At 39.8% G+C, this 26792-nt stretch carries 27 protein-coding genes; 23 read left to right on the forward strand and 4 right to left on the reverse strand.

Going from position 1 to position 26792, the window contains the following annotated elements:
* Window positions 1-25 precede the first annotated feature (25 nt).
* From IGL32_RS00605 to deoD, 8 genes are all read left to right on the forward strand, one after another.
* On the forward strand, window positions 26-1111 hold the full coding sequence (locus IGL32_RS00605) for a BMP family lipoprotein (protein WP_002356169.1): 1086 nt from the start codon (window positions 26-28) through the stop codon (window positions 1109-1111).
* A gap of 205 nt (window positions 1112-1316) precedes the next feature.
* Window positions 1317-2885, forward strand: a complete 1569-nt coding sequence (locus IGL32_RS00610) for an ABC transporter ATP-binding protein (RefSeq protein ID WP_002381361.1) — start codon at window positions 1317-1319, stop codon at window positions 2883-2885.
* A complete protein-coding gene (locus IGL32_RS00615) occupies window positions 2878-4011 on the forward strand; it encodes an ABC transporter permease (RefSeq protein WP_002356171.1) in 1134 nt (377 codons plus the stop codon). Before IGL32_RS00610 ends, IGL32_RS00615 begins: the two co-directional genes overlap by 8 nt.
* Window positions 4011-4964: an ABC transporter permease gene (locus IGL32_RS00620; protein WP_002356172.1), complete on the forward strand. Its 954-nt coding sequence runs from the start codon at window positions 4011-4013 to the stop codon at window positions 4962-4964. The genes IGL32_RS00615 and IGL32_RS00620 overlap by 1 nt, the downstream gene beginning before the upstream one ends.
* 275 nt (window positions 4965-5239) lie before the next feature.
* Window positions 5240-5833 carry a TMEM175 family protein gene (locus IGL32_RS00625; protein ID WP_002367631.1) on the forward strand — a complete coding sequence of 198 codons (594 nt, stop codon included), beginning with the start codon at window positions 5240-5242 and terminating at the stop codon, window positions 5831-5833.
* Window positions 5834-6134: 301 nt separating this feature from the next.
* Window positions 6135-7301: a phosphopentomutase gene (gene deoB / locus IGL32_RS00630; protein WP_002387505.1), complete on the forward strand. Its 1167-nt coding sequence runs from the start codon at window positions 6135-6137 to the stop codon at window positions 7299-7301.
* Window positions 7302-7317: 16 nt separating this feature from the next.
* Entirely contained in the window at window positions 7318-8136 is an 819-nt protein-coding gene (locus IGL32_RS00635) for a purine-nucleoside phosphorylase (RefSeq protein ID WP_002356180.1), read from the forward strand.
* Window positions 8137-8153: 17 nt separating this feature from the next.
* Window positions 8154-8861, forward strand: a complete 708-nt coding sequence (gene deoD, locus IGL32_RS00640; RefSeq protein ID WP_156210223.1) for a purine-nucleoside phosphorylase — start codon at window positions 8154-8156, stop codon at window positions 8859-8861.
* 39 nt (window positions 8862-8900) lie between these two features.
* Here deoD and IGL32_RS00645 read toward each other — a convergent pair whose 3' ends face one another.
* A complete protein-coding gene (locus IGL32_RS00645) occupies window positions 8901-9839 on the reverse strand; it encodes an iron-hydroxamate ABC transporter substrate-binding protein (protein WP_002368568.1) in 939 nt (312 codons plus the stop codon).
* A 229-nt stretch (window positions 9840-10068) separates the two neighbouring features.
* Between IGL32_RS00645 and IGL32_RS00650 the strand changes: the two genes are divergently transcribed.
* The 4 genes from IGL32_RS00650 to IGL32_RS00665 all read left to right on the forward strand — a co-directional run bounded on the left by IGL32_RS00650 (window position 10069) and on the right by IGL32_RS00665 (window position 14199).
* The gene (locus tag IGL32_RS00650; protein WP_002356183.1) at window positions 10069-10875 is read left to right on the forward strand and encodes an ABC transporter ATP-binding protein; all 807 of its coding nucleotides are present in this window, start codon (window positions 10069-10071) and stop codon (window positions 10873-10875) included.
* Window positions 10872-11882, forward strand: a complete 1011-nt coding sequence (locus IGL32_RS00655; RefSeq protein ID WP_002379232.1) for a FecCD family ABC transporter permease — start codon at window positions 10872-10874, stop codon at window positions 11880-11882. The genes IGL32_RS00650 and IGL32_RS00655 overlap by 4 nt, the downstream gene beginning before the upstream one ends.
* A complete protein-coding gene (locus IGL32_RS00660) occupies window positions 11879-12883 on the forward strand; it encodes a FecCD family ABC transporter permease (RefSeq protein WP_002361536.1) in 1005 nt (334 codons plus the stop codon). The genes IGL32_RS00655 and IGL32_RS00660 overlap by 4 nt, the downstream gene beginning before the upstream one ends.
* 128 nt (window positions 12884-13011) lie before the next feature.
* Complete coding sequence (locus tag IGL32_RS00665) at window positions 13012-14199, forward strand: iron-containing alcohol dehydrogenase (RefSeq protein WP_002379231.1); 1188 nt, start codon at window positions 13012-13014, stop codon at window positions 14197-14199.
* Window positions 14200-14255: 56 nt separating this feature from the next.
* Here IGL32_RS00665 and gpmA read toward each other — a convergent pair whose 3' ends face one another.
* The 3 genes from gpmA to rpiA all read right to left on the reverse strand — a co-directional run bounded on the left by gpmA (window position 14256) and on the right by rpiA (window position 16414).
* The gene (gene gpmA, locus IGL32_RS00670) at window positions 14256-14942 is read right to left on the reverse strand and encodes a 2,3-diphosphoglycerate-dependent phosphoglycerate mutase (RefSeq protein ID WP_002359343.1); all 687 of its coding nucleotides are present in this window, start codon (window positions 14940-14942) and stop codon (window positions 14256-14258) included.
* Window positions 14943-15116: 174 nt separating this feature from the next.
* On the reverse strand, window positions 15117-15692 hold the full coding sequence (locus IGL32_RS00675) for a recombinase family protein (RefSeq protein WP_002356188.1): 576 nt from the start codon (window positions 15690-15692) through the stop codon (window positions 15117-15119).
* Window positions 15693-15733: 41 nt separating this feature from the next.
* Window positions 15734-16414 carry a ribose-5-phosphate isomerase RpiA gene (gene rpiA / locus IGL32_RS00680; RefSeq protein ID WP_002363468.1) on the reverse strand — a complete coding sequence of 227 codons (681 nt, stop codon included), beginning with the start codon at window positions 16412-16414 and terminating at the stop codon, window positions 15734-15736.
* A gap of 344 nt (window positions 16415-16758) precedes the next feature.
* Between rpiA and rpsL the strand changes: the two genes are divergently transcribed.
* From rpsL to rplB, 11 genes are all read left to right on the forward strand, one after another.
* A complete protein-coding gene (gene rpsL / locus IGL32_RS00685; RefSeq protein WP_002356190.1) occupies window positions 16759-17172 on the forward strand; it encodes a 30S ribosomal protein S12 in 414 nt (137 codons plus the stop codon).
* A gap of 55 nt (window positions 17173-17227) precedes the next feature.
* Entirely contained in the window at window positions 17228-17698 is a 471-nt protein-coding gene (rpsG, locus tag IGL32_RS00690; protein WP_002356191.1) for a 30S ribosomal protein S7, read from the forward strand.
* 83 nt (window positions 17699-17781) lie between these two features.
* Window positions 17782-19863 carry an elongation factor G gene (gene fusA / locus IGL32_RS00695; RefSeq protein WP_002356192.1) on the forward strand — a complete coding sequence of 694 codons (2082 nt, stop codon included), beginning with the start codon at window positions 17782-17784 and terminating at the stop codon, window positions 19861-19863.
* Between the two features lie 150 nt (window positions 19864-20013).
* A complete protein-coding gene (tuf, locus tag IGL32_RS00700; protein WP_002356194.1) occupies window positions 20014-21201 on the forward strand; it encodes an elongation factor Tu in 1188 nt (395 codons plus the stop codon).
* 181 nt (window positions 21202-21382) lie between these two features.
* A complete protein-coding gene (gene thiD, locus IGL32_RS00705) occupies window positions 21383-22207 on the forward strand; it encodes a bifunctional hydroxymethylpyrimidine kinase/phosphomethylpyrimidine kinase (protein WP_002364530.1) in 825 nt (274 codons plus the stop codon).
* A gap of 271 nt (window positions 22208-22478) precedes the next feature.
* Window positions 22479-23645: an SAM-dependent methyltransferase gene (locus IGL32_RS00710; RefSeq protein ID WP_010706799.1), complete on the forward strand. Its 1167-nt coding sequence runs from the start codon at window positions 22479-22481 to the stop codon at window positions 23643-23645.
* Between the two features lie 348 nt (window positions 23646-23993).
* Window positions 23994-24302 (forward strand): 30S ribosomal protein S10, encoded by a 309-nt coding sequence (gene rpsJ / locus IGL32_RS00715; protein WP_002389727.1) that lies wholly within the window; start codon window positions 23994-23996, stop codon window positions 24300-24302.
* 21 nt (window positions 24303-24323) lie between these two features.
* Window positions 24324-24953, forward strand: a complete 630-nt coding sequence (rplC, locus tag IGL32_RS00720) for a 50S ribosomal protein L3 (RefSeq protein WP_002356199.1) — start codon at window positions 24324-24326, stop codon at window positions 24951-24953.
* A gap of 25 nt (window positions 24954-24978) precedes the next feature.
* Window positions 24979-25602: a 50S ribosomal protein L4 gene (gene rplD / locus IGL32_RS00725; protein WP_002356200.1), complete on the forward strand. Its 624-nt coding sequence runs from the start codon at window positions 24979-24981 to the stop codon at window positions 25600-25602.
* Window positions 25602-25892, forward strand: coding sequence for a 50S ribosomal protein L23 (locus IGL32_RS00730; protein ID WP_002356203.1), 291 nt, complete (start codon window positions 25602-25604; stop codon window positions 25890-25892). Before rplD ends, IGL32_RS00730 begins: the two co-directional genes overlap by 1 nt.
* A 39-nt stretch (window positions 25893-25931) precedes the next feature.
* The gene (rplB, locus tag IGL32_RS00735) at window positions 25932-26762 is read left to right on the forward strand and encodes a 50S ribosomal protein L2 (protein ID WP_002356204.1); all 831 of its coding nucleotides are present in this window, start codon (window positions 25932-25934) and stop codon (window positions 26760-26762) included.
* The last annotated feature ends 30 nt before the right edge of the window (window positions 26763-26792 follow it).

Raw genomic sequence — 26792 nt, forward strand, 5'->3', positions numbered from 1 at the left:
ACTATTTTTAGGAGGCTTTACAGAAATGAAAAAAGCAAAATTATTCGGTTTTAGTTTGATTGCATTAGGTTTATCAGTTTCACTTGCAGCATGTGGTGGTGGCAAAGGCAAAACCGCTGAAAGCGGCGGTGGCAAAGGGGATGCAGCGCATAGTGCTGTAATCATTACAGATACAGGCGGCGTGGATGACAAGTCGTTCAACCAATCTTCTTGGGAAGGATTGCAAGCTTGGGGTAAAGAACATGATTTACCAGAAGGTTCAAAAGGGTATGCATATATTCAATCGAATGATGCAGCTGACTATACAACCAATATTGACCAAGCGGTATCAAGTAAATTCAACACAATCTTTGGTATTGGCTACTTGCTAAAAGATGCAATTTCTTCTGCAGCAGATGCCAACCCTGATACAAACTTTGTTTTAATCGATGATCAAATCGATGGCAAAAAGAATGTCGTTTCTGCAACATTTAGAGATAATGAAGCAGCTTACTTAGCCGGTGTTGCTGCTGCAAATGAAACAAAAACGAACAAAGTCGGTTTTGTTGGTGGTGAAGAAGGGGTCGTAATTGACCGTTTCCAAGCTGGTTTTGAAAAAGGTGTGGCTGATGCTGCGAAAGAATTAGGTAAAGAAATTACTGTTGATACGAAATATGCGGCTTCATTTGCTGATCCTGCCAAAGGGAAAGCTTTAGCTGCTGCAATGTACCAAAACGGCGTTGATATCATCTTCCATGCTTCTGGTGCGACTGGACAAGGGGTCTTCCAAGAAGCAAAAGACTTGAATGAATCAGGTTCTGGCGACAAAGTTTGGGTAATCGGCGTTGACCGCGATCAAGATGCTGATGGCAAGTACAAAACAAAAGACGGCAAAGAAGACAACTTCACGTTAACTTCAACGCTTAAAGGTGTCGGCACAGCGGTTCAAGATATTGCCAACCGTGCGTTAGAAGACAAATTCCCTGGTGGCGAACATTTAGTTTATGGATTAAAAGATGGTGGCGTTGACTTAACAGACGGCTATTTAAACGACAAAACAAAAGAAGCTGTTAAAACAGCAAAAGATAAAGTAATCTCAGGTGACGTAAAAGTCCCAGAAAAACCAGAATAATTTAAGCTCCTAAATGAAAAAAGAAGGGCTCATTATTGTTCCTTCTAAAAATAAAGTGGTCCTTGGCAGCGACGGCTGCCAAGGGAACCCTTTATGATGTTTGGATTTTTAACTAAATAGTTGAAGTTCTTCAACTACTTAGTTAAGGGTCAAAATTACCCTCTAAAGTATTGCCAATATAATTTTGTTAGGAAGTGAATAGACCTTGTCTCAAGAAGAAAACGTAATTGAGATGCGTAAAATCACCAAAGAATTTGGGACGTTCAAAGCCAACGACCAAATTGATTTACAAGTAAAACCTGGTGAAATCCACGCACTGCTAGGTGAAAATGGTGCAGGCAAGTCGACCTTGATGAATATCTTATCAGGGCTATTGGAACCGACCTCAGGTGAGATTTATATGAATGGCGAAAAAGTCAACATTACAAGTCCTACTGCAGCCAATCGTTTAGGAATCGGAATGGTCCATCAGCATTTTATGTTAGTTGAAGCCTTTACTGTGACTGAAAATATTATCTTAGGTAGTGAACCTACCCATGGCGGTATTTTAGACCGGAAAAAAGCGAAAAAAGAGATTGAAGAAGTGTCTAAGCAATACGGGTTGGATGTAAATCCCAATGCCTATATTCGCGATATTTCTGTGGGTATGCAACAACGGGTTGAAATTTTAAAGACCTTATATCGTGGTGCGAACGTTTTAATTTTTGACGAACCAACCGCAGTATTAACGCCACAAGAAATTGATGAATTAATGATTATTTTGAAAGAACTAACCGATGAAGGCAAATCGATCATTTTAATTACACATAAGTTAGATGAAATTAAAAAAGTGGCCGACCGTTGTACGGTTATTCGCCGGGGGCAAAGTATTGGCACCGTCAATGTGAAAGACGTTTCTTCGCAACAGTTAGCCGATATGATGGTGGGTCGTTCTGTTTCCTTCAAAACAGAGAAAAAACCAGCGCAACCGAAAGAAACAATTTTATCAATTAAAGATTTAGTAGTGAAAGAAAGCCGCGGCTTAGATGCAGTGAAAAATCTTAGCTTAGATGTCCGAGCAGGGGAAGTTGTTGGAATTGCGGGGATTGATGGCAATGGACAAACAGAATTAATCCAAGCCTTAGCAGGATTAACCAAAGTCGAAAACGGGTCCATTCATTTGAATGAAAAAGAGATTACTAATCGCAAACCTCGGGAAATTACGGAAATGGGTGTCGCCCACGTTCCTGAAGACCGACATAAATATGGCTTGGTATTAGAGATGACATTGGCTGAAAATATTGGCCTACAAACGTATTACCAAAAACCATACAGTTCAACAGGTATTTTAAACTATCGAATGATTAACAAACATGCCCGTGAATTAATTGAAGAATATGATGTACGGACTCCTAATGAATTAGTACCAGCTCGGGCGCTTTCAGGTGGGAATCAGCAAAAAGCGATTATTGCCCGAGAAGTGGACCGCGATCCAGATTTGTTGATTGTTTCTCAACCAACACGCGGTTTAGATGTCGGAGCTATTGAATACATTCATCGTCGACTAATTGAACAAAGAGATAAAAATAAAGCTGTTTTATTAGTAAGTTTTGAATTAGATGAAATTTTAAACGTTTCTGATCGTATCGCTGTTATTCATGCGGGGGAAATTGTCGGAATTGTTGATCCGAAAGAAACGACAGAAAATGAATTGGGCTTGTTAATGGCTGGCTACTCATTGGAAGAAGCCCGTGCTGAGTTATCAAAAGTAGAGGCAGGTGAAACTGTTGAATAATCGTTCTGAAAAAATAAGAAATATTTTAGTCCCTGTGTTATCTGTTATTATGGGTTTCCTCTTAGGGGCAATTATTATGGTTATCTTTGGCTATGACCCAGTGGCTGGGTATCAAGCGATGTTTGAAACAGCTTTCCAAGGAAAGAAAAGTATTGGTGAGATTTTTGTCACCGCAGCACCGTTGATTTTTACCGCTTTAGGATTCTCGGTGGCTAATTCGGCTGGATTCTTTAATATCGGGCTTTCTGGACAAGCCTTATGTGGTTGGGTGGCTAGTATTTGGGTCGCTTTATCCATGCCTGATGCACCCCGGATGATTGCGTTGCCGGTGGCGATTATTGTTGGGGCAGTTGCAGGAGCTTTAGCAGCAGCCATTCCAGGTTTCTTGCGTGCCTATTTTGGGACGAGTGAAGTTATTGTTACGATTATGTTGAATTATATTTTATTATACACAGGAAATCATATTGCTAATAATGTCATGAAACCAAGTATTATGGCGAACAAAGGGATCACCAAAATGATTGGTGCGAATGCATCATTACGCTCACCGTTTTTAACAAGTATCAGTGATGGCTCTCGTTTGAACATCGGCATTTTCTTGGCCTTCATTTTCCTTATTCTTGTGTGGTTCTTGATGAAAAAAACAACGCTTGGTTTTGAAATTCGGTCGGTGGGGTTAAACCCATTTGCTTCTGAATATGCTGGAATGAGCAGCAAGCGAACGATTATTTTATCCATGATGATTTCAGGAACGCTAGCTGGCTTAGGTGGTGCGGTCCAAGGATTGGGAACTTTCCAAAACTTCTTTATTCAAAACACATCGTTGAGCATTGGGTTCGATGGTATGGCCGTGTCTCTATTAGGAGCAGGTAGCTCAATCGGGATTTTACTTTCCGCATTACTGTTCGGGATGTTAAAACTTGGTGGACAAGGGATGCCGTTGATAGCTGGTGTACCAACCGAATTAGTTGATGTTGTTATTGCAGCGATTATTTTCTTTGTGGGAATTAGTTATTTAATTCGTTTCTTGTTAGCAAAAGCGTCTGGTAGTAAAAAAGAAGTAGCGATTGTAGAAACAATTGAAGCGGCGCCAGACAAAAACAATCAAGAGGGGGGAGACATCTAATGGATTTAGCAACAATTTCCTCAATCATCACGCAAACATTAGTGTATGCAACTCCGCTCATCTTGACAGCATTAGGCGGAACGTTCTCAGAACGAAGTGGTGTGGTTAACGTTGGTTTGGAAGGTATTATGGTAATGGGTGCTTTCAGTTCGGTCGTTTTTAACTTGACGTTTGCTGATACATTTGGCGCGGCGACACCATGGATTGCTTGTTTAGTAGGAGGCGTTGTCGGGATTGTCTTTTCTCTCTTACATGCCGTTGCAACTATTAACTTACGAGCAGATCATATTATCAGTGGTACTGTCATTAACTTGATGGCACCGGCGCTAGGGGTTTTCCTAGTAAAAGTTATTTATCAAAAAGGACAAACAGATATGATTACACAATCATTTGGTTATTTTTCTTTCCCAGGATTGTCAAAAATTCCAGTGATTGGTGAACTATTCTTTGCAAAAACCTCTTTGCCAGCTTTCGTAGCAATTTTGATTGCGATTTTAGCTTGGTTTGTCATTTATAAAACACGTTTTGGCTTACGGTTACGTTCTGTGGGGGAACATCCACAAGCGGCAGATACATTGGGAATTAATGTCTACTTAATGCGTTATTCTGGTGTCTTACTATCCGGCTTCTTAGGCGGTATGGGCGGAGCTGTCTTTGCTCAAAGTATTGCGGGTCGTTTTGGGATTACCACAATTGCAGGACAAGGGTTTATTTCAATGGCCGCAATGATCTTTGGTAAATGGAATCCACTTGGGGCAATGGGCGCAGCCTTATTCTTTGGCTTTGCACAAAACTTAAGTATTGCTGGGGAAAACCTACCAATTATTTCAGAAATTCCAAAAGTTTATCTACAAGCAGCACCATACGTATTAACCATTTTAGTCCTAGTTGTGTTCTTCGGAAAATCATCGGGACCAAAAGCGAACGGGAAAAATTACGTCAAAACGAAATAAGAAAAGAAATAGGCCCTCCGTCAAAGCGACGGGGGGCCATTTCTTTTCTTAGGATAATCAGTTGAACACAAGCGGCATTAGGCACTGCCTCACTGTAAAAAAGCGAGTTGATAAAGGTAACTTTTCTTTTTTCTTTTAGCTGTTCTTTACAATTCGAAGGAAGTGTCGAAATTTTGAAAAAAACCAAACAGGTCTAGCAGCTTTTTTTCAAAAATCGTTGGTTTTTCTGCTATACTTTTGTTTGTAGTAAGCATAGGAAAAGTGGAGGACGTTCAATGAATAAAACACGCGTAGAAGCATTTAGTGATGCAGTCATTGCCATCATCATGACCATCATGATTTTAGAAATTAAAACTCCTCAAGTGGGTGTTTTGGCAGGTTTGATAGAAAATATCCCATATTTTTTATCGTTTATTGTCAGTTTTATTTTTATCTGTATCGCATGGTACAATCATCATTACATAATGTCCGTAACTCATTGGTTTTCTAAAAAAGCGTTTTGGGCAAATAATTTTTGGTTATTCTCCATGGCCTTCATTCCGGTAGCAACTGCTTGGGTGAGTGAATTTTGGTGGATGCGGGCACCTGTTTATTTTTATCTTGTTGTGTATACGGTTTGGGATTTTGCCTACTTCTTGCTAACAAGGATCATTTATGAAGACAATGTAGTGAAAGATCCACAAGGTGCAGCTAAGTTAAGAAAATCGAAATCTTATAGTAAGGCAACAAAAATCATTCATCTTTGTCTTTTCGCAATCGGATATATCGGTATTTATTTTTATCCGCCCATTGGCATTGGTGTGATTTTATCAGAAGCGGTTATCTGGTATTTAAATGTGCCAAAAGAGGGAGACCGCTTGGAGTGTTAAAAGTTTCGATTGGATAAAGAGTCGTGTTCTTTTTAAGGAGCAGGCTATTCGAAAAAAACAATAAAAAAGTTTCCTAATTACGGTGGGAGACTTTTTTTCTTTCAATTTTTAAGCCCTGCTAAAATCAAAGGAATCAGTGAAAATTTTAATGCTCTTTCAGGCAATAATAGCGGATTCATGGTATAATTGAAGAGCTGAGAATAAATAGATTATTCTGTTTGATTCTCGAGACTATTTAAAAGGCTAGCGTAAAATAATTGTCATTCTTGACGTATTTACGACCTTAGAGGAGGAAGCAAGTGTGTTTAAACGTGTTCATTTAATCGTACTAGATTCAGTCGGTATTGGTGAAGCACCAGATGCTGAAAAATTTGGAGATGTCGGCAGTGATACACTGGGTCATATTGCCAAAGAAGCGGGACTAACCATTCCTCATTTAGAAAAACTTGGATTGGGAACTATTGCTCCTTTAACAGGTGTCAAAGCAGTGGCAGACCACGATGGCTATGCTACCAAATTAGAAGAAATTTCTGTTGGAAAAGATACTATGACCGGTCACTGGGAAATTATGGGCTTGAACATCAAAAAACCTTTTCGGGTATTCCCAAACGGCTTTCCTGAAGAATTACTGAAACAAATTGAAGATTTTTCTGGGCGAAAAGTTGTTTGTAACAAACCATATAGCGGGACAGCAGTCATTGATGATTATGGCGAACATCAAATGAAAACTGGGGATCTAATCGTTTATACTTCAGCAGACCCTGTTTTACAAATTGCGGCGCATGAAGACATTATTCCATTAGAAGAATTGTATAAAATTTGTCAATATGTTCGTGACATTACGAAAGACGAACCTTATATGATTGGTCGGATTATCGCTCGCCCGTATGTTGGTGAACCAGGTAATTTCACTCGAACCAGTAACCGTCATGACTATGCTCTAGATCCTTTTGGCCATACTGTTTTAGATTCGTTGAAAGAAAACGGCAATGATGTGATCGCTGTTGGGAAAATTAACGACATCTTTAATGGACAAGGAATTACTGAAGCTATCCGCACGAAGAGCAATATGGATGGGGTGGATCAATTATTAACGGTCATGAACAAAGAGTTCACAGGTTTAAGTTTTACTAACTTAGTGGATTTCGATGCGCTGTATGGTCACCGTCGTGATGTAAAGGGCTATGCAAAAGCCATCGAAGATTTTGATGGTCGTTTGCCAGAGATTATGGCAGCTATGGCCGAAGATGATTTGCTTTTAATTACAGCAGATCACGGGAATGATCCAACTTTCCCAGGAACAGACCACACACGTGAATATGTGCCTTTATTGGCTTATAGTAAAAAAATGACAAAACAAGGCAGCTTGCCACAAGGATTTTATTCAGATATTTCAGCAACGATTGCTGAAAACTTTGAAGTTCCTGCAACGGAAAACGGTCAAAGCTTTTTAAATCAATTACAATAATTCGAGGAGGCAACACATGACAACGTTAACGAATCATTTAAACGAAACAACTGAGTTCTTGAAAGAAAAAGGGGTGCAACAAGCAGACTTCGGTCTAATCTTAGGTTCTGGGTTAGGTGAATTAGCTAATGAAATAACCGATGCGATTGCTATTCCTTTCTCTGAAATTCCCCATTTTTCTGTTTCAACAGTCGTTGGACATGCTGGACAATTAGTTTACGGAACGCTTTCTGGAAAAAAAGTTTTGGCGATGCAAGGGCGTTTTCATTATTATGAAGGACATTCGATGCAAACGGTCACTTATCCCGTTCGTGTGATGGCTGCTTTAGGCATTCATTCAATGATTGTAACCAACGCAGCTGGTGGCGTAAATGAAACATATACACCGGGAAATTTGATGTTAATCAATGACCACATTAATTTTACAGGCGATAATCCGTTAATTGGTGAAAATGATGAAGAAATCGGGCCGCGTTTTCCAGATATGAGTCATGCTTACACGCAAGAATATCGGGAAGTGGCAAAAAAAGTGGCTGCGGAACAAAATATTGATTTAAAAGAAGGCGTGTATATGGGCTTTTCTGGCCCGACATATGAAACGCCTGCAGAAATTCGAATGTCACGGACGATGGGTGCGGATGCAGTTGGCATGTCAACTGTTTCGGAGGTCATTGTAGCTGTGCATAGTGGCATGAAAGTACTAGGCATCTCTTGTATTACGAATTTAGCAGCTGGTATGCAAAGTAGCTTAAATCATGCAGAAGTAGTTGAAACAACTGAACGCGTTAAAGGACAATTCAAAGAGTTAGTGAAAGCAACACTAGCAGCTTTATAAAAAAGGAGTAAACCAGAATGAGTGTGCATATCGAAGCAAAACCAGGTGAAATTGCCGATAAAATTTTACTACCAGGGGATCCCCTCCGAGCAAAATATATTGCGGAAACTTTTTTAGAGAATCCTGTCTGCTATAATCAAGTTCGTGGGATGTTAGGTTACACAGGAACGTATAAGGGACAGCGTGTTTCGGTCCAAGGAACAGGGATGGGGATGCCTTCAGCAGGTATTTATGCCCATGAGTTAATTAACTCTTACGATGTGAAGAAGTTAATTCGTGTTGGTACGTGTGGTTCTATTTCAGAAAAAGTCAACGTTCGTGAATTAGTTATCGCACAAGCAGCAGCGACGCCTTCTTCCGCGATTCGCAATGATTTTCCTAAATATGATTTTCCACAAATTGCGAGCTTTGATCTTTTACTCAAATCTTACGAAATTGCTAAAGCAAAAGGCTTTACTACCCATGTTGGTAACGTATTGTCAGATGATGTTTTTTACAAAGATAGTTTAGATGATGTCTTTCGTTTAGGTCGATACGGGGGATTAGCGATTGAAATGGAAGCGGCAATGTTATATTATTTAGCAGCAAAATTTGATGTAGAAGCATTGGCGATTATGACGGTGAGTGATAGCTTGGTGACAGGCGAAGAAACAACGGCAGAAGAACGCCAAACGACGTTTAATGAAATGATTGAAGTTGGTTTAGAAACGGCAATTGCTAATTAAAAAAATGCTTGGATGATTATTTTCATCCAAGCATTTTTTTTAATTTAAGAGCGCTTTTTTTACATCTTCAACAATTTGAGTATTCGCAATAGGTCCATTGTATAACCAACTACTTTTTTTATCATAGGTATGAACTTGGTTATTTTTCACAGCAGGTAAGTTCTTCCAAATTGCTTCTTGGAAAAGAGGTGCTGATTCATCGCTGTTTACAAGGAAAATGTGGTCTGCGTCAAGCTCAGCTAATTTTTCTAAAGAAACTTGATTCCAATCCGCATTGGCGTTTTTAGAAATTTCTTCCACTAATTTTGGAACTTGGAGGCCTAAGTCCTGATAGAGCACGGTTCCGCTTGAGCGATTATCGCTAACCATAAAGACTTGGTTGTTGGTTACCCATAAGACTGCCGCAGATTTGCCAGCATCTTTTTTGCCAAGGTCTTCTTGGACGCCTTTGGTTAAGGTATCATAATCTTCTAACACTTTTTTCGCTTGTTCTTTTTTATCTAAAACAGTAGCAATATCTTCCAATTGATCACGCCAGGTGACATTTTCGCCGTTTTTGACTACATAAGTTGGCGCAATTTTACTGTATTCTTTGTATTTACCGCCTTCAACTAGAGCAGATGAACTGATTAATAATAAGTCAGGTTCAAATTTTAAAACCGCTTCATATGGCAAGTCATAGGAAATAGTGGGGACATCTTTCAATTCTTTCGCTAAATAATCTTGAATGCTGCCTTGTCCAACTGTCCATTGTGCCACTGGTTTTTCTCCTAGTGCAACTAGATAATCTTCTAAATAACTCGCAATAATCCGTTTGGGTTTCGCGGGGACGGTTACTTTATTGCCTAAGGTATCTGTTACTTCATGTGTTTTGTCAGCGTTGTTGGCTTCTTTATTCGTATTACCACAAGCTGCGAGTAAGAATGAACCAAGAAGAAGGGTGGTACCAATTAGGACCGTCTTTTTTAAAAGTTTCATTGTGTAACTCCTTTATTTTTAGTTGATAACGATTCTCATTATCATTTAAAAACGACCGTTTGTCAATCATCGCTTGCTTTTTTGAGCAAATAAGTTGCATTTTTTAGATAATTCGTTTTTTGATTGGAAGAAACATTGCTTTTTAAGGAAGGGTCTTTTATAATCAAGGAACAATGAGTGAGAACGATTCTCAATAAATGTAAAATAACGACAGAAAAATTAAAGAGGAATGGTTATGAATTATTTAGAGGCAGAGGACTTAACTACAGGATATGGTCGTCAAGTGATTAGTGAAGCGCTGAACTGTTCATTTGAAGCGGGAACTATTACAAGTATTATTGGACCAAATGGTTGTGGCAAATCGACCTTGTTAAAAACACTTGCGCGTATTTTGCCAGCTGAGAAAGGCAAGGTGTTCATTAAGAACCAAGAACTTCAACATTTTTCTTCAAAAGAAGTGGCGCAAGAACTAGCGATCTTATCACAAACGCCAGAAAATACAATCGATTTATCTGTTTTTGACCTCGTCTCTTTCGGGCGATATCCTTATCAATCGGGCTGGAAAAGTGTCACCACAGAAGATCAAGAGTACATACAATGGGCATTAGAATTAACAGGCTTAACTGAGTTAGCTAGAGAGTCTGTGGCAATTTTATCAGGTGGGCAACGCCAACGGGTTTGGATTGCTATGGCGCTAGTGCAGGATACAGATATTTTAATTTTAGATGAACCGACCACCTATTTGGATCCAGCGCATCAGCTAGAAATTTTAAATGTGTTAAAACGAATTAATCAAGAACATCAGAAAACTATCGTGATGACGATTCATGATATTAATTTAGCTTCTCGTTTTTCTGATCGCGTGATTGCGATGAAAGAGGGAAAGATTATCAATGAGGGAACACCGCAAGAAGTGATTACTGTTACTGGCTTAGCAGATGTTTTCGCTATTCAAGCAGAAATTAGTTATCATAGTCAGACACAGCGGCCACTAGTGCTTTCTTATGAGTTGATGGAAATGGAGCTGGATGGATGAAAGGCATAAGCGGATTTTATAGACACCAATGGCAAGTGTTGCTTGTCTGTCTTTTTTTGCTACTGGGGACAATGCTTCTGTCATTGATGTTTGGTGCGACGTCGGTTTCGATTCAAACGATTATTGATTCATTTACGCACTTCGATGCGACCAATCAAGCGCATCAAGTCATCCAAACGGTTCGGTTGCCGCGGATTTTAGGGGCCGCTTTTGTGGGGGCAAGTTTAGCGGTGAGTGGGGCGTTAGCGCAAGGGATTACACAAAATCCATTGGCAGATTCTGGCTTGCTGGGTATCAATGCTGGGGCTGGCTTGGGCTTGGCGCTTGTTTTTGCTTTCCTCCCTCAGGCAAGTTATTGGTGGCTTTTAGTTGTTTCTTTTCTTGGTGCCGGCGTGAGTGTGGCACTGATTTATTATCTTTCTAATCATTCAATTCGAGGAGCAAGCCCCATGCGTCTGACCTTAGTGGGAGCTGGTATTAGTGCCCTTTTTTTATCATTTAGTCAATTCTTAGCCATTCAGTTCAATTTGAGTCAAGAGTTAACGTTTTGGTTTCTTGGCGGTGTCAGCGTTATTTCTTGGGCACAATTAAAAATAGTCGTCCCTATCTTTCTGGGCGCATTTGCATTAGCAATTCTGATTAGTCCGTCGGTGACTATTTTACGGTTTGGCGATGATGCAACAATTGGTTTGGGGCGAAATCCGCAGCGTATTCGGTTGTTTGCCAGTATAACGATTTTGCTTTTATCAGGATTGTCTGTGGCGCTAGTTGGCTCGGTCAGTTTTGTTGGTTTGGTGGTGCCTCATGTGATGCGAACAGTTTCTGGAGAAAATTACCGGCGCTTGATTCCGTTCTCGGCGTTAGGTGGTGCGCTCCTCGTTTTGGTGGCAGATTTAATCGCTCGAATGGTGAATCCGCCTTTTGAAACACCATTTGGGATTATCACGGCCTTAATTGGCATCCCATTCTTTCTTTATTTATTTCGTAAAGGAGGGAAACTAGGATGACACAGAAAAAAGTGTCTCGTTGGGTGGCTATCTTAATAGTTGGGATTATCCTAACTGCTTGTATCAGTTTAACGCAAGGGGAATTATCTGTTTCCGTCATGGATTTAAAAGCCCTTATTTTGGGACAGGGAAGTCAGGCCAAACAACTGTTAGTTTGGGATTTTCGGTTACCACGGATTGTGCTTGCGGTCCTAGCGGGCGCAGCTTTAGGCTTAAGCGGCGCTATTCTTCAAGGGATTACTCGGAATCCGTTAGCAGATACTGGGATTTTAGGTATTAATGCGGGTGCGGGTTTGGCAGTGATTTTGTTTATTAGTTTTGTTGAGACGACAAGTATCACAACGTTTGCACTTCCACTCGTGGCCTTAGTTGGCGGCTTGCTAGCGGCTGTTGGGATTTTGGTAATCGCGTATCATCATCGTTTAGGATTGACGCCAGTTCGAATGGTCTTAGCGGGTGTCATTTTGAGTACGGGTATTTCAGCACTCACCTTATTAATTACATCAAAAATTGACACTGAAAAGTACCGTTTTGTTACAATGTGGCAAGCAGGCAGTATCTGGGGCAGTAATTGGTTCTTTGTGGGCGCTTTGTTGCCTTGGCTAGTCATCGGGTTCTTTTTTGCGATGAAGCGTCATCGTCTGTTGGATATTTTACAATTGGGGGACGAAACAGCTATTTCTGTAGGTATTGCTGTGAAAAAAGAACGAATCGTTTCGTTGCTCTTAGCGGTGATGTTGGCGGCATCAGCGATTTCCGTTACAGGGGGAATTAATTTTTTAGGTTTACTTGCGCCACATATTGCTCGCAAATGTGGTTTTACGCAACAAAAACAGGTATTGCCATTGGCGGCGTTGTTTGGGAGTTTACTTTTATTGGTTAGTGATACGATTGGTCGGCTATTGCCTGGCAATGGAGAAATGCCTGCAGGGATTATTGTTGCGATCATCGGTGCGCCTTATTTTCTTTATTTGTTAATCAAAACAAGCGATTCGTTATAAAAAAGAATCAAAAGCTGGGTCAATCGGTCGTTGTGAAAGCAACTGTCATTTGCTCGGCTTTTTTATTGGCGGATTTTTGAAAAAATAGTATGATAAATGCGTAAGAGGATTGAATGGAGGATGAAAGAATGGAAAACTTTAATTTTTATGTACCAACAGACATCCGTTTTGGGAAAGATCGTTTAGACGAATTACCTGCTGTGTTAGATCAATTTGGCAAAAATGTCTTACTTGTTTATGGTGGCGGTAGTATCAAACGTAATGGCTTGTACCAACAAATTACTGATTTGGCCCAAAAAAACGGGCATACACTGATTGAGTTGAGCGGTGTCGAACCAAACCCGCGCATTGAAACCGTTAGAAAAGGAATTGAGTTGTGTAAAGAAAACCAAGTCGATGTTATTTTAGCAGTTGGCGGTGGTTCAACCATTGATTGTTCCAAAGCAATAGCTGCGGGCTTTTATTCGGAAGAAGATATCTGGACAGTTATTGCAGCCAGAAAAGGGTATACTGGTCCTGCTTTACCAATCGTGACCATCTTGACTTTAGCAGCGACAGGTAGTGAAATGAACGCAGGTGCTGTCATTTCTAACTTAGAAACCAATCAAAAATTAGGCTTTGGTGGTCCGAATATGATTCCAAAAGTTTCGTTCTTGGATCCAACGAATACTTTTACGGTTCCTCAAAATCAAACAGCAGCTGGCTCAGCGGATATTTTCAGTCATTTGATTGAAAACTATTTTAGTATTTCGACAGGCGCGGACGTCCAAGATTTTGTGTCAGAAGGCTTAATGCGAACGGTTATCAAAAATTGTCCTATTGCTTTAGAAAATCCAGAAGATTATGATGCACGTGCTAATTTAATGTGGGCAAGTAGTTTAGCCTTAAATGGTTTAACAGGGCGCGGCAAACAAGGTGTTTGGTCTTGTCACCCAATGGAACATGAATTAAGTGCGTTTTATGACATTACGCATGGGATTGGCTTAGCAATTTTAACGCCTCGTTGGATGAATTACGTTTTGTCTGAACAAACCGTAGGCAAATTTGCACAGTTTGCTCGAAATGTTTGGGGAATAGTCGAACAAGAGGAGGAAGTAGCAGCGAAAAAAGGTATTCAAGCATTGTATGATTACTTTGTGGCTTGTGGCATTCCAATGACATTACCAGAAGTTGGCATCGAAGCAGATAAATTTGAAGAAATGGCACAACAAGCTGTGGACCATAGTGCAATTGCCGAAAAGGCTTATGTACCATTGGATGCAGCGGATATAGTAGCGATTTATAAAGATTGTTTAACCGAAAGTCAATTTATTTAATCCATAAAAAAGCGGTTTGCCTTGGCAAACCGCTTTTGTTAATAAGAAACAAGTTCTTATAAGTAGTATTTTTCTTTCACAGTTAAATCATCGTTTAATTCATAAACTAATGGTTTACCTGTTGGGATTTCAAGATCCATAATATCTTCATCAGAAATGCCTTCGATGTGTTTAGCTAAAGCACGTAATGAATTACCATGAGCCGCTACTAAAACAGTTTTGTTGTCTTTTAAAGCTGGCGCAATTTCATCTTGCCAGAATGGTAATGCACGTTCCAAAGTAACTTTCAAGTTTTCGCCACCAGGAATATCGCGTTGGTCTAACATTGCATAACGACGGTCGTTTGCTGCAGAACCTTCATCTGTTGCTTCCATTAATGGAGGAAGAGTATCGTAAGAACGACGCCAGATGTGGACTTGTTCGTCTCCGTATTTTTCAGCAGTTTCTTTTTTGTTTAGTCCTTGTAATTTACCATAGTGACGTTCGTTTAAGCGCCAAGATTTGATTTGAGGTACCCATAATTGATCTGAGTATTCTAGTAAATAGTTACAAGTTTTGATGGCACGAGTTAAAACAGAAGTATAAGCAACGTCGAATTCGATGCCTGCTTCTTTAATTTTACGGCCGCCTTCTTTTGCTTCTTCAACACCTTCAGGTGCTAAATCTACGTCAGCCCATCCAGTAAATTGGTTTAAGGCATTCCATTCGCTAAGTCCATGACGAGAAAAAACTAATTTTGGCATGTATAAGCTCTCCTTTGAGTTTAGTTTTCTGAAAATAAGATTTCCACGTTTATTGTACACCGTTTTGCGCAAGATTTCCAATGGAAAATAGTAAAAAAACGTGAAAGTTGCTGAAAAATTAGAGTGAAATCGAATCAAAAAAGAAGCCCCATCTGAAGGACTTCTTTTTTCTTCTTAGGAATACAGCCGCTCGACATCTGTCTCAGGTAAATTGATGTACTTATAACAAGTGCCCACCGAAACGCCGCATTTATTAGAAATAAATTGGATTGTTTCTTTGTTTTCATAATATAATGCACGGATTTTGCGGACGGTGCGTCCATCGATTTTTGGACGTCCACCTACTTTTCCGTTTTCACGAGCTTTGTGGAGCCCGACGAGTGTTCGTTCTTTAATTAGTGCACATTCCATCGCAGATAAGCTCTCCATTAATTGGAAATAGGCTTCACCTGTTGGAAGGTGAGTATCAATTCCTTCTGAAATGCTGACAAAATCAACTTGTTTTTCCTTTAACATTTTCATAAAGTCTGTTAATTGGCGGGTTGTTTTACCTAAATGGTGCAATTTACAAACAATAAGTGTATCCCCAGCAGAAAGAAGTTTTTCGACTTCGTCTAAGACACTGATCTCCGCTTGAGGATCAAATGTCTCTTGGAAAATATCATCACAACCAAACGATTGGAGAGTGGTTAGTTGATTTTTTAAATCGTCTTCAATAATAGTTGTGCGTGCATAACCAATTCGTTTCATATATTATCCTTCCTATATAAATAATCTTTTTTCACACATTCTTAACGTGCGGGAACATGTAAGGTTTTCGGTCCATCTTCATAACCGACGATTACCATAGAAACCATATTTAAAAATAAGCCGTGTTCAACGACGCCAACCAAGTTGTCTAAATAAGAACCCAAAGCTTCTGGATCTGTAATTTTTTCTAAATGCAAATCGATGATATGGTGGCCTCCATCTGTTATTAATGTTTCGCCAGCAGCGTTTAAACGAAGTGTTGGGTGATAGCCTTTTTCTTCAAATAAATGCACTAGTTGGCGGCTGCCATAAGGAACAACCTCAACTGGAAGCGGGAAAGCCCCTAAATCGTCCACCATTTTTGATTTATCCACAATCCAAATACATTTCTTTGAATAAGTGGCCACAATTTTTTCAAAAAGTAAGGCAGCGCCACCGCCTTTGATTCCTTGAAAATCAGCGCTGATTTCATCGGCGCCATCAATCGTAAGATCCACATACGGAACCTCATCAATACTTTTTAAAGGAATGCCCAAGGCCAAGGCTTGTTTCTCTGTTTCTTTTGAAGTAGTAACCCCTACGATTGACAATCCTTCTTCTTTTACGCGACGACCAATTTCGTCTACCATAAATTTTGCTGTTGAGCCAGTACCCAAACCGACAATCATGCCGTCTTCTACATATTTTGCAGCTTCGATTCCTACCATTTGTTTCAGATTCATCGCTGTTTTCCGCCCCCTTCAATAGTCAAAGATATTGTACCGTTATTTAACTAAAAAAGATAGAAAGTTTTTGAAAAAGTCATAAAAATTTTTAAAGGAAAAGTACGTTTAAATAGAAGGAAAATCTTTTTTTCGAAAGGCGAAAGAAGAGGGTTGACAGCTGATACTTATCGTGGTATCCTAACAAAGGTGCTTTATCTACAGGTTCCTTATAGGGACGTGCTGACTGTCTATCAAAGCATATTTGATAAAGAGTGCAGAGATTGCATTATTTTTTATCGCGAAAAAAGAACCACCTGGATGTGTGGAACTAGAAGCGAAGTAAGGAAGGAGGAGAACAAGGAATGCCTACAATTAACCAATTAGTACGTAAACCTCGTAAATCTAAAGTAGAAAAATCTGATTCACCAGCCTTAAACAAAGGATATAACAGTTTTAAGAAAACTCAAACAAACGTTAACTCTCCGCAAAAACGTGGAGTTTGTACACGTGTGGGTACGATGACACCTAAAAAACCGAACTCAGCTTTACGTAAATATGCCCGTGTTCGTTTGTCAAACTTAATCGAAGTTACAGCTTATATCCCAGGTATCGGTCACAACTTACAAGAACACAGCGTGGTATTATTACGTGGTGGACGTGTAAAAGACTTACCAGGGGTACGTTACCATATCGTTCGTGGTGCGCTTGATACTGCCGGTGTTAACGACCGTAAACAAAGCCGCTCTAAATACGGTACAAAACGTCCTAAAGCTTAATTATAATAAGACAATAACAACTTGAAAAATCATATTTCGGAAGGAGGAGTTACGGATGCCTCGTAAAGGTCCTGTTGCAAAACGTGATGTTTTACCAGATCCAATTTATAACTCAAAATTAGTAACTCGCTTAATCAACCGTGTAATGGTTGACGGTAAACGCGGGATTGCTGCTAACATTATCTATAATTCATTTGATATCATCAAAGAATCTACAGGTAACGATCCATTGGAAGTTTTTGAACAAGCAATGAAAAACGTTATGCCTGTTCTTGAAGTTAAAGCACGTCGTGTTGGGGGTTCTAACTACCAAGTACCAGTTGAAGTTCGTCCAGAACGTCGTACAACTTTAGGTTTACGTTGGGTAGTTAACTACGCACGTCTACGTGGTGAACACACAATGGAAGAACGTCTAGCGAAAGAAATCATGGATGCTGCTAACAACACTGGCGCTTCTGTTAAAAAACGCGAAGACACACACAAAATGGCAGACGCAAACCGCGCATTTGCTCATTATCGTTGGTAAGATCCTCTCTGTCTGTCGCGTAAAGTGGCAGCAGAAAGTCAATTTACAATCGATTTAAATAAAGAGAGGAGTAAACATACAAAATGGCAAGAGAATTTTCACTTGAAAAAACTCGTAACATTGGTATCATGGCCCACGTTGATGCTGGTAAAACAACAACAACTGAGCGTATCTTGTACTACACTGGTAAAATCCATAAAATCGGTGAAACCCATGAAGGTGCTTCACAAATGGACTGGATGGAACAAGAACAAGAACGTGGTATCACGATTACATCCGCTGCGACAACTGCACAGTGGAAAGGCTACCGTGTAAATATCATCGATACTCCAGGACACGTGGACTTCACAATTGAAGTACAACGTTCTCTACGCGTATTAGATGGTGCGGTAACAGTTCTTGACTCTCAATCAGGTGTAGAACCTCAAACAGAAACTGTTTGGCGTCAAGCGACTGAATATAAAGTTCCTCGTATTGTATTCTGTAACAAAATGGATAAAATCGGTGCGGACTTCTTCTATTCAGTAGAATCATTACATGATCGTTTACAAGCAAACGCTCATCCAATTCAAATTCCAATCGGAGCTGAAGAAGACTTCACTGGAATCATTGACTTGATTAAAATGAAAGCTGAAATCTACACAAATGATTTGGGAACAGATATTCAAGAAACTGATATTCCTGAAGATTATTTAGAAAAAGCGCAAGAATGGCGCGAAAAATTAGTTGAAGCTGTTGCTGAAACTGACGAAGACTTAATGATGAAATATCTTGAAGGTGAAGAAATCACTGAAGAAGAATTAGTCGCTGGTATCCGTCAAGCAACAATCAACGTTGAGTTCTTCCCTGTATTAGCTGGTTCAGCATTCAAGAATAAAGGGGTTCAATTAATGTTGGACGCTGTTCTTGATTACTTACCATCTCCATTAGATATCGATGCTATCAAAGGGATCGATACTAAAACAGACGAAGAAACAACTCGTCCAGCTGATGACGAAGCACCTTTCGCTTCATTAGCATTTAAAGTTATGACTGACCCATTCGTAGGTCGTTTAACTTTCTTCCGTGTTTATTCTGGTGTCCTTGAAAGTGGTTCATACGTATTGAACGCTTCAAAAGGCAAAAAAGAACGTATCGGTCGTATCCTACAAATGCACGCCAACACTCGTCAAGAAATTGACAAAGTGTACTCTGGTGATATCGCTGCTGCTGTTGGTCTAAAAGACACAACAACTGGTGATACATTATGTGCATTAGATGCACCAGTTATTCTTGAATCTATTGAATTCCCTGACCCAGTTATCCAAGTCGCTGTTGAACCTAAATCAAAAGCTGACCAAGATAAAATGGGCGTGGCTCTACAAAAACTTGCTGAAGAAGATCCATCATTCCGCGTTGAAACAAACGTTGAAACTGGTGAAACAGTTATCTCTGGTATGGGTGAATTGCACTTAGACGTTTTAGTAGACCGTATGAAACGTGAATTCAAAGTTGAAGCTAACGTAGGTGCTCCTCAAGTATCTTACCGCGAAACATTCCGTGCTGCGACTAAAGCAGAAGGTAAATTCGTTCGTCAGTCTGGTGGTAAAGGACAATACGGTCACGTATGGGTTGAATTTACACCAAATGAAGAAGGTAAAGGCTTCGAGTTTGAAAACGCAATTGTCGGTGGTGTGGTTCCTCGTGAATACATCCCAGCAGTTGAAAAAGGGTTAGAAGACTCTATGAACAACGGTGTTCTTGCTGGTTATCCATTAGTTGATATCAAAGCAAAACTTTACGATGGTTCATACCACGATGTCGATTCAAATGAAACGGCCTTCCGTGTAGCTGCTTCTATGGCATTGAAAGCTGCGGCTAAAAATGCAAACCCAGTTATTTTAGAACCAATGATGAAAGTTACAATTACTGTTCCTGAAGATTACTTAGGTGATATCATGGGACACGTAACAAGTCGTCGTGGACGTGTTGAAGGTATGGAAGCACACGGTAACTCTCAAATCGTTAATGCGATGGTACCTTTAGCTGAAATGTTTGGTTATGCTACAACATTACGTTCAGCAACACAAGGACGTGGTACATTTATGATGGTATTTGACCACTATGAAGACGTACCTAAGTCTGTTCAAGAAGAAATCATCAAGAAAAACGGCGGCAACGCATAATTTTCCTTGAGAATAAAAGGTTTGTTTTTAGAACTATCCTTTTTTCAAGATTTCGTGTAAAATAGCTTATGATGATCAGACGATTTTTAGTAACGTCTATCACATATAAAACAAACAATAAAATTTATATTTTTAGGAGGAACATTCAAAATGGCAAAAGAAAAATTTGACCGTTCTAAATCCCATGTTAACATTGGTACTATCGGACACGTTGACCATGGTAAAACTACATTAACAGCTGCAATTGCTACTGTATTATCAAAACACGGTGGCGGGGAAGCACAAAGCTACGATTCTATCGATAACGCTCCAGAAGAAAAAGAACGTGGAATCACAATCAACACTTCTCATATCGAATATGAAACTGAAACTCGTCACTATGCACACGTTGACTGCCCAGGACATGCGGACTACGTTAAAAACATGATCACTGGTGCTGCTCAAATGGACGGAGCTATCTTAGTAGTTTCTGCTGCTGATGGTCCTATGCCTCAAACACGTGAACATATCTTATTATCACGTAACGTTGGTGTACCATACATCGTTGTATTCTTAAACAAAATGGATATGGTTGATGACGAAGAATTATTAGAATTAGTAGAAATGGAAGTTCGTGACTTATTATCAGAATACGATTTCCCAGGCGATGATGTTCCAGTTATCGCAGGTTCTGCTTTGAAAGCTTTAGAAGGCGACGAGTCTTATGAAGAAAAAATCTTAGAATTAATGGCTGCAGTTGACGAATATATCCCAACTCCAGAACGTGATACTGACAAACCATTCATGATGCCAGTCGAAGACGTATTCTCAATCACTGGACGTGGTACTGTTGCTACAGGCCGTGTTGAACGTGGTGAAGTTCGCGTTGGTGACGAAGTTGAAATCGTTGGTATTAAAGACGAAACATCTAAAACAACTGTTACAGGTGTTGAAATGTTCCGTAAATTATTAGACTACGCTGAAGCAGGCGACAACATCGGTGCTTTATTACGTGGTGTAGCACGTGAAGATATCGAACGTGGACAAGTATTAGCTAAACCAGCTACAATCACTCCACACACAAAATTCAAAGCTGAAGTATACGTATTATCAAAAGAAGAAGGCGGACGTCACACTCCATTCTTCACTAACTACCGTCCTCAATTCTACTTCCGTACAACAGACGTTACTGGTGTTGTAGAATTGCCAGAAGGTACTGAAATGGTAATGCCTGGTGATAACGTTGCTATGGACGTTGAATTAATTCACCCAATCGCTATCGAAGACGGAACTCGTTTCTCTATTCGTGAAGGCGGACGTACTGTAGGTTCAGGCGTTGTTACTGAAATCGTTAAATAATTAACTTTTTAACTATAGTTTTAACCAGCGTAAAAAACTGGGGTATTCGGACGTAAGACCAGAGAATTTATTCTCTGGTCTTTTTTTTGTTTAGAAATTGGCTGGCTAAAAAATAAGCCAATTGGCTGTTTTAGCAGACTTGTTTCTTCAGTATACTTGGAGAAAAAGGTTAGGTGATTTAATGGAAAAAGTATTGACGATTGCAGGCTCCGATTCAACTGGAGGGGCAGGGATTCAAGCAGATTTAAAAACATTTGAAGAGTATGGAGTTTTTGGATTTTCAAGTTTAACCTCGATTGTGACGATGGATCCTACGACAGGTTGGTCACATGAAGTAACTGAATTGCCAGAAACGCTCTTAGAAAAACAATTGATTTCGGTTTTTGCAGGCGGTCCAGTAGCGGCTTTGAAAACAGGGATGATGGGTAATGAACAAAATATTAAAATGGCTAGTAAGTACATTAAACAAGAGAAAATTCAAAAAGTCGTGATTGACCCAGTCATTGCTTGTAAGGGAACGGCACAAATTCTGCAACCCAAAAGTGTGGAAGGCCTAAAAAACGATTTACTGCCATTAGCATTAGTGGCCACGCCTAATTTAATTGAAGCGGGCATCTTATCTGGTTTAGGCGAAATTTCTTCCGTGGCGGAGATGGAAGAAGCGGCAAAACGAATTGTACAAATGGGAGCCAAGCATGTCGTGGTTAAAGGGGGACATCGCTTAGCTGGTGAAAAAGCACTGGACTTGTTTTACGATGGTCACACCGCGCATCTTTTGGAAAATGAATTATATCCTACTGATTATAATCATGGTGCAGGTTGTACTTTTTCAGCGGCAATCACAGCTGGCTTGGCGAAAGGTTATTCGGTGTTAGAAGCAGTAACTTTAGCAAAAAAATTTGTAGCAGCGGCGATTAAACACGGTATTCAAGTTAATCCTTATGTGGGGCACGTATGGCATGGCGCTTACACTCATGCGGAACAACGGATGCGTAAGAAAGCATAATATTTAGAACTAGAGGAGTCTGTCAAGGACTGGCTCTAGTTTTTTTGTGATAAAGAATAACAATAGTAGGTATTACGTTAAAAGAATGTTCAAATTTTTAAAAGAGGAGTAGAATAGAACTGTAATTGCAAAAAAAGAAGCGGAACATAGAAGGGGTGATAACTTTTCTGTGCTTCAGTTTAGAACGGACTGTGGTGTTTGTTTTGACGAACTACCGGAAAGCGACTTCTTTTTGTTTTGGCTTCAAATGGTATTTAATGGAGGGAATGCAATGTTAGAAAAAGAAACGTACAGTCAACTGTTTAAATGGTCTTTTTCAAAAAAGACACAAGTCACATACTGGGATGGTACCGTCAAAGAGTATGGGCAAGGGTCGGGGGATCCGGTTTTTAAAATTGTATTCAATGAAAAAATTCCTGTGAAGGATTTACTGAATAACGCTTCGTTAACTTTAGGGGAAGCCTACATGGATCGCAAAATTGAAATCGAAGGCGATATCCAAGCGCTGATTTATGATGTGTATAACCAAAAGGATAGCTTTTTACACAATGCTAAATTTATTAAATGGCTTCCTAAAGAAAGTCATTCAAAAAAACGTTCGCAAGAGGATATTCACAGCCATTACGATCTAGGAAATGATTTTTACAAAAAATGGCTTGACCAAACAATGACGTATTCATGTGCTTATTTTAAAACGCCTGAAGATACATTAGAACAAGCGCAAGTGAATAAAGTTCATCATATTTTAGATAAATTGTTTATCAAAGAGGGCGACACTTTACTGGATATTGGCTGCGGCTGGGGCACGTTAATTTTAACTGCGGTGAAAGAATATGGAGCCAAAGCAACTGGGATTACATTAAGTGAAGAGCAATTTCATCATATTCGCCATATTATAGAAAAAGAAGATCTACAAGATCGAATGACTGTCAAATTGATGGATTATCGTGATTTAAAAGGAGAGTCTTTTGACCATATTACGAGTGTTGGGATGTTTGAACATGTCGGTGCGGAAAATCTACATGAATATTTTGATGTCGTTCAGCGGAATTTAGCGCCTAAAGGTACGGCGTTGATTCATGGGATCAGTCGCCAACAAGGTGGGGCTAAAAATGCTTGGATTAATCGTTATATTTTCCCTGGTGGCTATATTCCTGGTGTCACTGAGCTAGTCGGCCATATGACAGAAAACGACTTGCAAGTGATTGACTTGGAAAGTTTGCGCAGAGATTATCAATTGACGTTGGAACATTGGACAAAAAACTTCCATAATATAGAAGCAGAAATTGTTGACGAAAAAGGCGAGCGCTTCTATCGAATGTGGGACTTATATTTGCAAGCATGTGCAGCCTCATTCCAAGCAAGCAATATTGATGTTATTCAATATTTATTGGTTCATCCAGATAACAATGATATTCCAATGCGCCGGATTGGTTAATAGAATAAAAAAGAAAGAATTTGAGATTCTGGTAAAAAAGGAATCCCAAATTCTTTTTTTATAAAAATAGAATGAAAAGAATTGAAAAACAAAACAAATGCTTTTCAAAACAAGAAAAAATTCTTTCAAAAAAACGCAGAAAATCCTTGCTAACACTATCCTTTCATAGTATAATCAAAAAGGTGCTGTTTACAGGAGTGTAAAAAGCATTGGTAGATCAACGATTTGATTTGCCGGCTGTGAAGCGAGAGGTTGCGACACGCTCGGACGCTTTGCCATGAACGAGCATGCCGGATAAATTTTCGTGGAGCTATGTCTACTTTTAAAATAGGCGAAGGAGGGAACAAGATGGCAAAACAAAAAATTCGTATCCGTTTAAAAGCGTATGAACACCGTATTTTAGATCAATCAGCGGATAAAATTGTGGAAACAGCAAAAAGAACTGGAGCTGACGTATCAGGTCCGATTCCATTACCAACAGAACGCTCACTTTACACAGTTATTCGTGCGACTCATAAATACAAAGATTCTCGCGAACAATTCGAAATGCGTACTCACAAACGTCTAATTGACATTGTGAACCCAACACCAAAAACAGTTGACGCTCTAATGAAGCTTGACTTACCGTCTGGTGTTAATATTGAAATCAAACTATAAAATTAAGATGGAGGTGTACTCATGACCAAAGGAATCTTAGGGAAAAAAGTGGGAATGACACAAATCTTTACTGAGTCTGGTGAATTAATTCCAGTAACAGTAGTTGAAGCTACGCCAAACGTAGTTTTACAAGTAAAAACTGTTGAAACTGACGGATACGAAGCTATCCAAGTTGGTTACCAAGACAAACGTGAAGTTTTATCAAACAAACCTGCGAAAGGTCATGTTGCAAAAGCAAACACGGCTCCTAAGCGCTTCATTAAAGAATTCAAGAATGTTGAGCTAGGAGAATATGAAGTAGGTAAAGAAATCAAAGTAGATGTTTTCCAAGCAGGAGACGTTGTTGATGTTACAGGTACTACGAAAGGTAAAGGATTCCAAGGGGCAATCAAACGTCACGGCCAAAGCCGCGGACCTATGTCTCATGGTTCTCGTTATCACCGTCGTCCTGGGTCAATGGGTCCAGTAGCGCCTAACCGTGTATTTAAAAATAAACGACTAGCCGGCCGTATGGGTGGCGACCGCGTAACAATTCAAAACCTTGAAGTTGTTAAAGTGGACGTAGAAAGAAATGTTATCTTAATCAAAGGAAACATTCCTGGAGCGAAAAAATCTTTAATCACAATCAAATCAGCTGTGAAAGCTAAATAAGTGTAGGGAAAGGAGGAACTAAGGAATGCCGAATGTAGCATTATTCAAACAAGATGGAACTCAAAACGGTGAAATCACTTTAAATGAAGAAATCTTCGGAATCGAACCTAATGAAAGTGTTGTCTATGATGCAATCATCATGCAACGTGCTTCATTAAGACAAGGAACACACGCAGTTAAAAACCGTAGCGCTGTTCGTGGCGGTGGCCGCAAACCATGGCGTCAAAAAGGAACTGGTCGTGCTCGTCAAGGTTCAATCCGTTCACCACAATGGCGTGGAGGTGGCGTAGTCTTTGGACCAACACCGCGTTCATACAGCTACAAACTTCCTAAAAAAGTTCGTCGCTTAGCAATGAAATCTGTATTATCAGACAAAGTTGCTGAAAATAACTTGGTAGCAGTAGAAGGTTTAAGCTTCGATGCACCAAAAACAAAAGAATTCAAACAAGTTCTTGCTAACTTGTCTATCGATACTAAAGTATTAGTTGTTTTAGAAAATGGTAACGACTTTGCAGCTTTATCAGCTCGTAACTTACCAAACGTTTCTGTAGTAACTTCTGATAACGTTAGTGTGTTAGATGTTGTGTCAGCTAACAAAGTCTTGGCAACACAAACAGCTCTTACTCAAATTGAGGAGGTGCTTGCATAATGGAATTACTAGACGTAATCAAACGCCCAGTGATCACTGAAAAATCCATGTTAGCTATGGACGAAAAGAAATATACTTTCGAAGTGGACACTCGCGCAAACAAAACTTTAGTAAAACAAGCTGTTGAATCAGCATTCGATGTTAAAGTAGCAAACGTAAACATCTTAAACGTGCGTCCAAAATTCAAACGCATGGGTAAATATGCAGGTTATACAAAAAAACGTCGCAAAGCGATCGTTACATTAACTGAAGATTCAAAAGAAATTCAATTATTCGAAGCTGCTGAATAAGCAGTCCTGAACAATATCAACGTAGGAGGGAAATAAGACGTGGCGATTAAAAAGTACAAACCTACCACAAATGGCCGTCGTAACATGACGAGTTCTGATTTCGCTGAAATCACAACTTCAACACCAGAAAAATCATTGTTACAGCCATTAAAAAACAATGCCGGTCGTAACAACAACGGTCGCATTACGGTTCGTCACCAAGGTGGCGGTCACAAACGTCAATACCGTGTGATTGACTTCAAACGTAATAAAGATAACGTCGCAGCGGTTGTTAAAACGATCGAGTACGATCCAAACCGTTCTGCTAACATCGCGTTAGTTCATTACGAAGACGGGGTTAAGGCATACATCTTAGCACCAAAAGGATTAGAAGTAGGCATGCGCCTAGTATCTGGTCCAGAAGCAGATATTAAAGTAGGTAACGCATTACCATTGGAAAACATTCCAGTTGGTACAGTTATCCACAACATTGAAATGAAACCTGGTAAAGGTGGACAATTAATCCGTTCAGCTGGAACAAGCGCGCAAGTACTTGGTAAAGAAGGCAAATACGTATTAATCCGCTTAAACTCTGGCGAAGTTCGTATGATCTTAGCAACTTGCCGTGCAACAATCGGTTCAGTTGGTAACGAACAACACGAATTAATCAACATTGGTAAAGCTGGCCGCTCTCGTTGGATGCGTAAACGCCCAACTGTTCGTGGTAGCGTAATGAACCCTAACGATCACCCACACGGTGGTGGTGAAGGTAAAACACCAATTGGACGTAAAGCGCCAGTATCTCCATGGGGTCAACCAGCAATTGGATACAAAACACGTAATAAAAAAGCTAAATCAGACAAACTTATCGTTCGTCGTCGTACTAAATAATTTTTTTGACCATGTGTCGTACATTTTGAG

It is taken from the genome of Enterococcus sp. AZ035 (genome assembly GCF_050548325.1).
GTDB lineage: Bacteria > Bacillota > Bacilli > Lactobacillales > Enterococcaceae > Enterococcus > Enterococcus faecalis.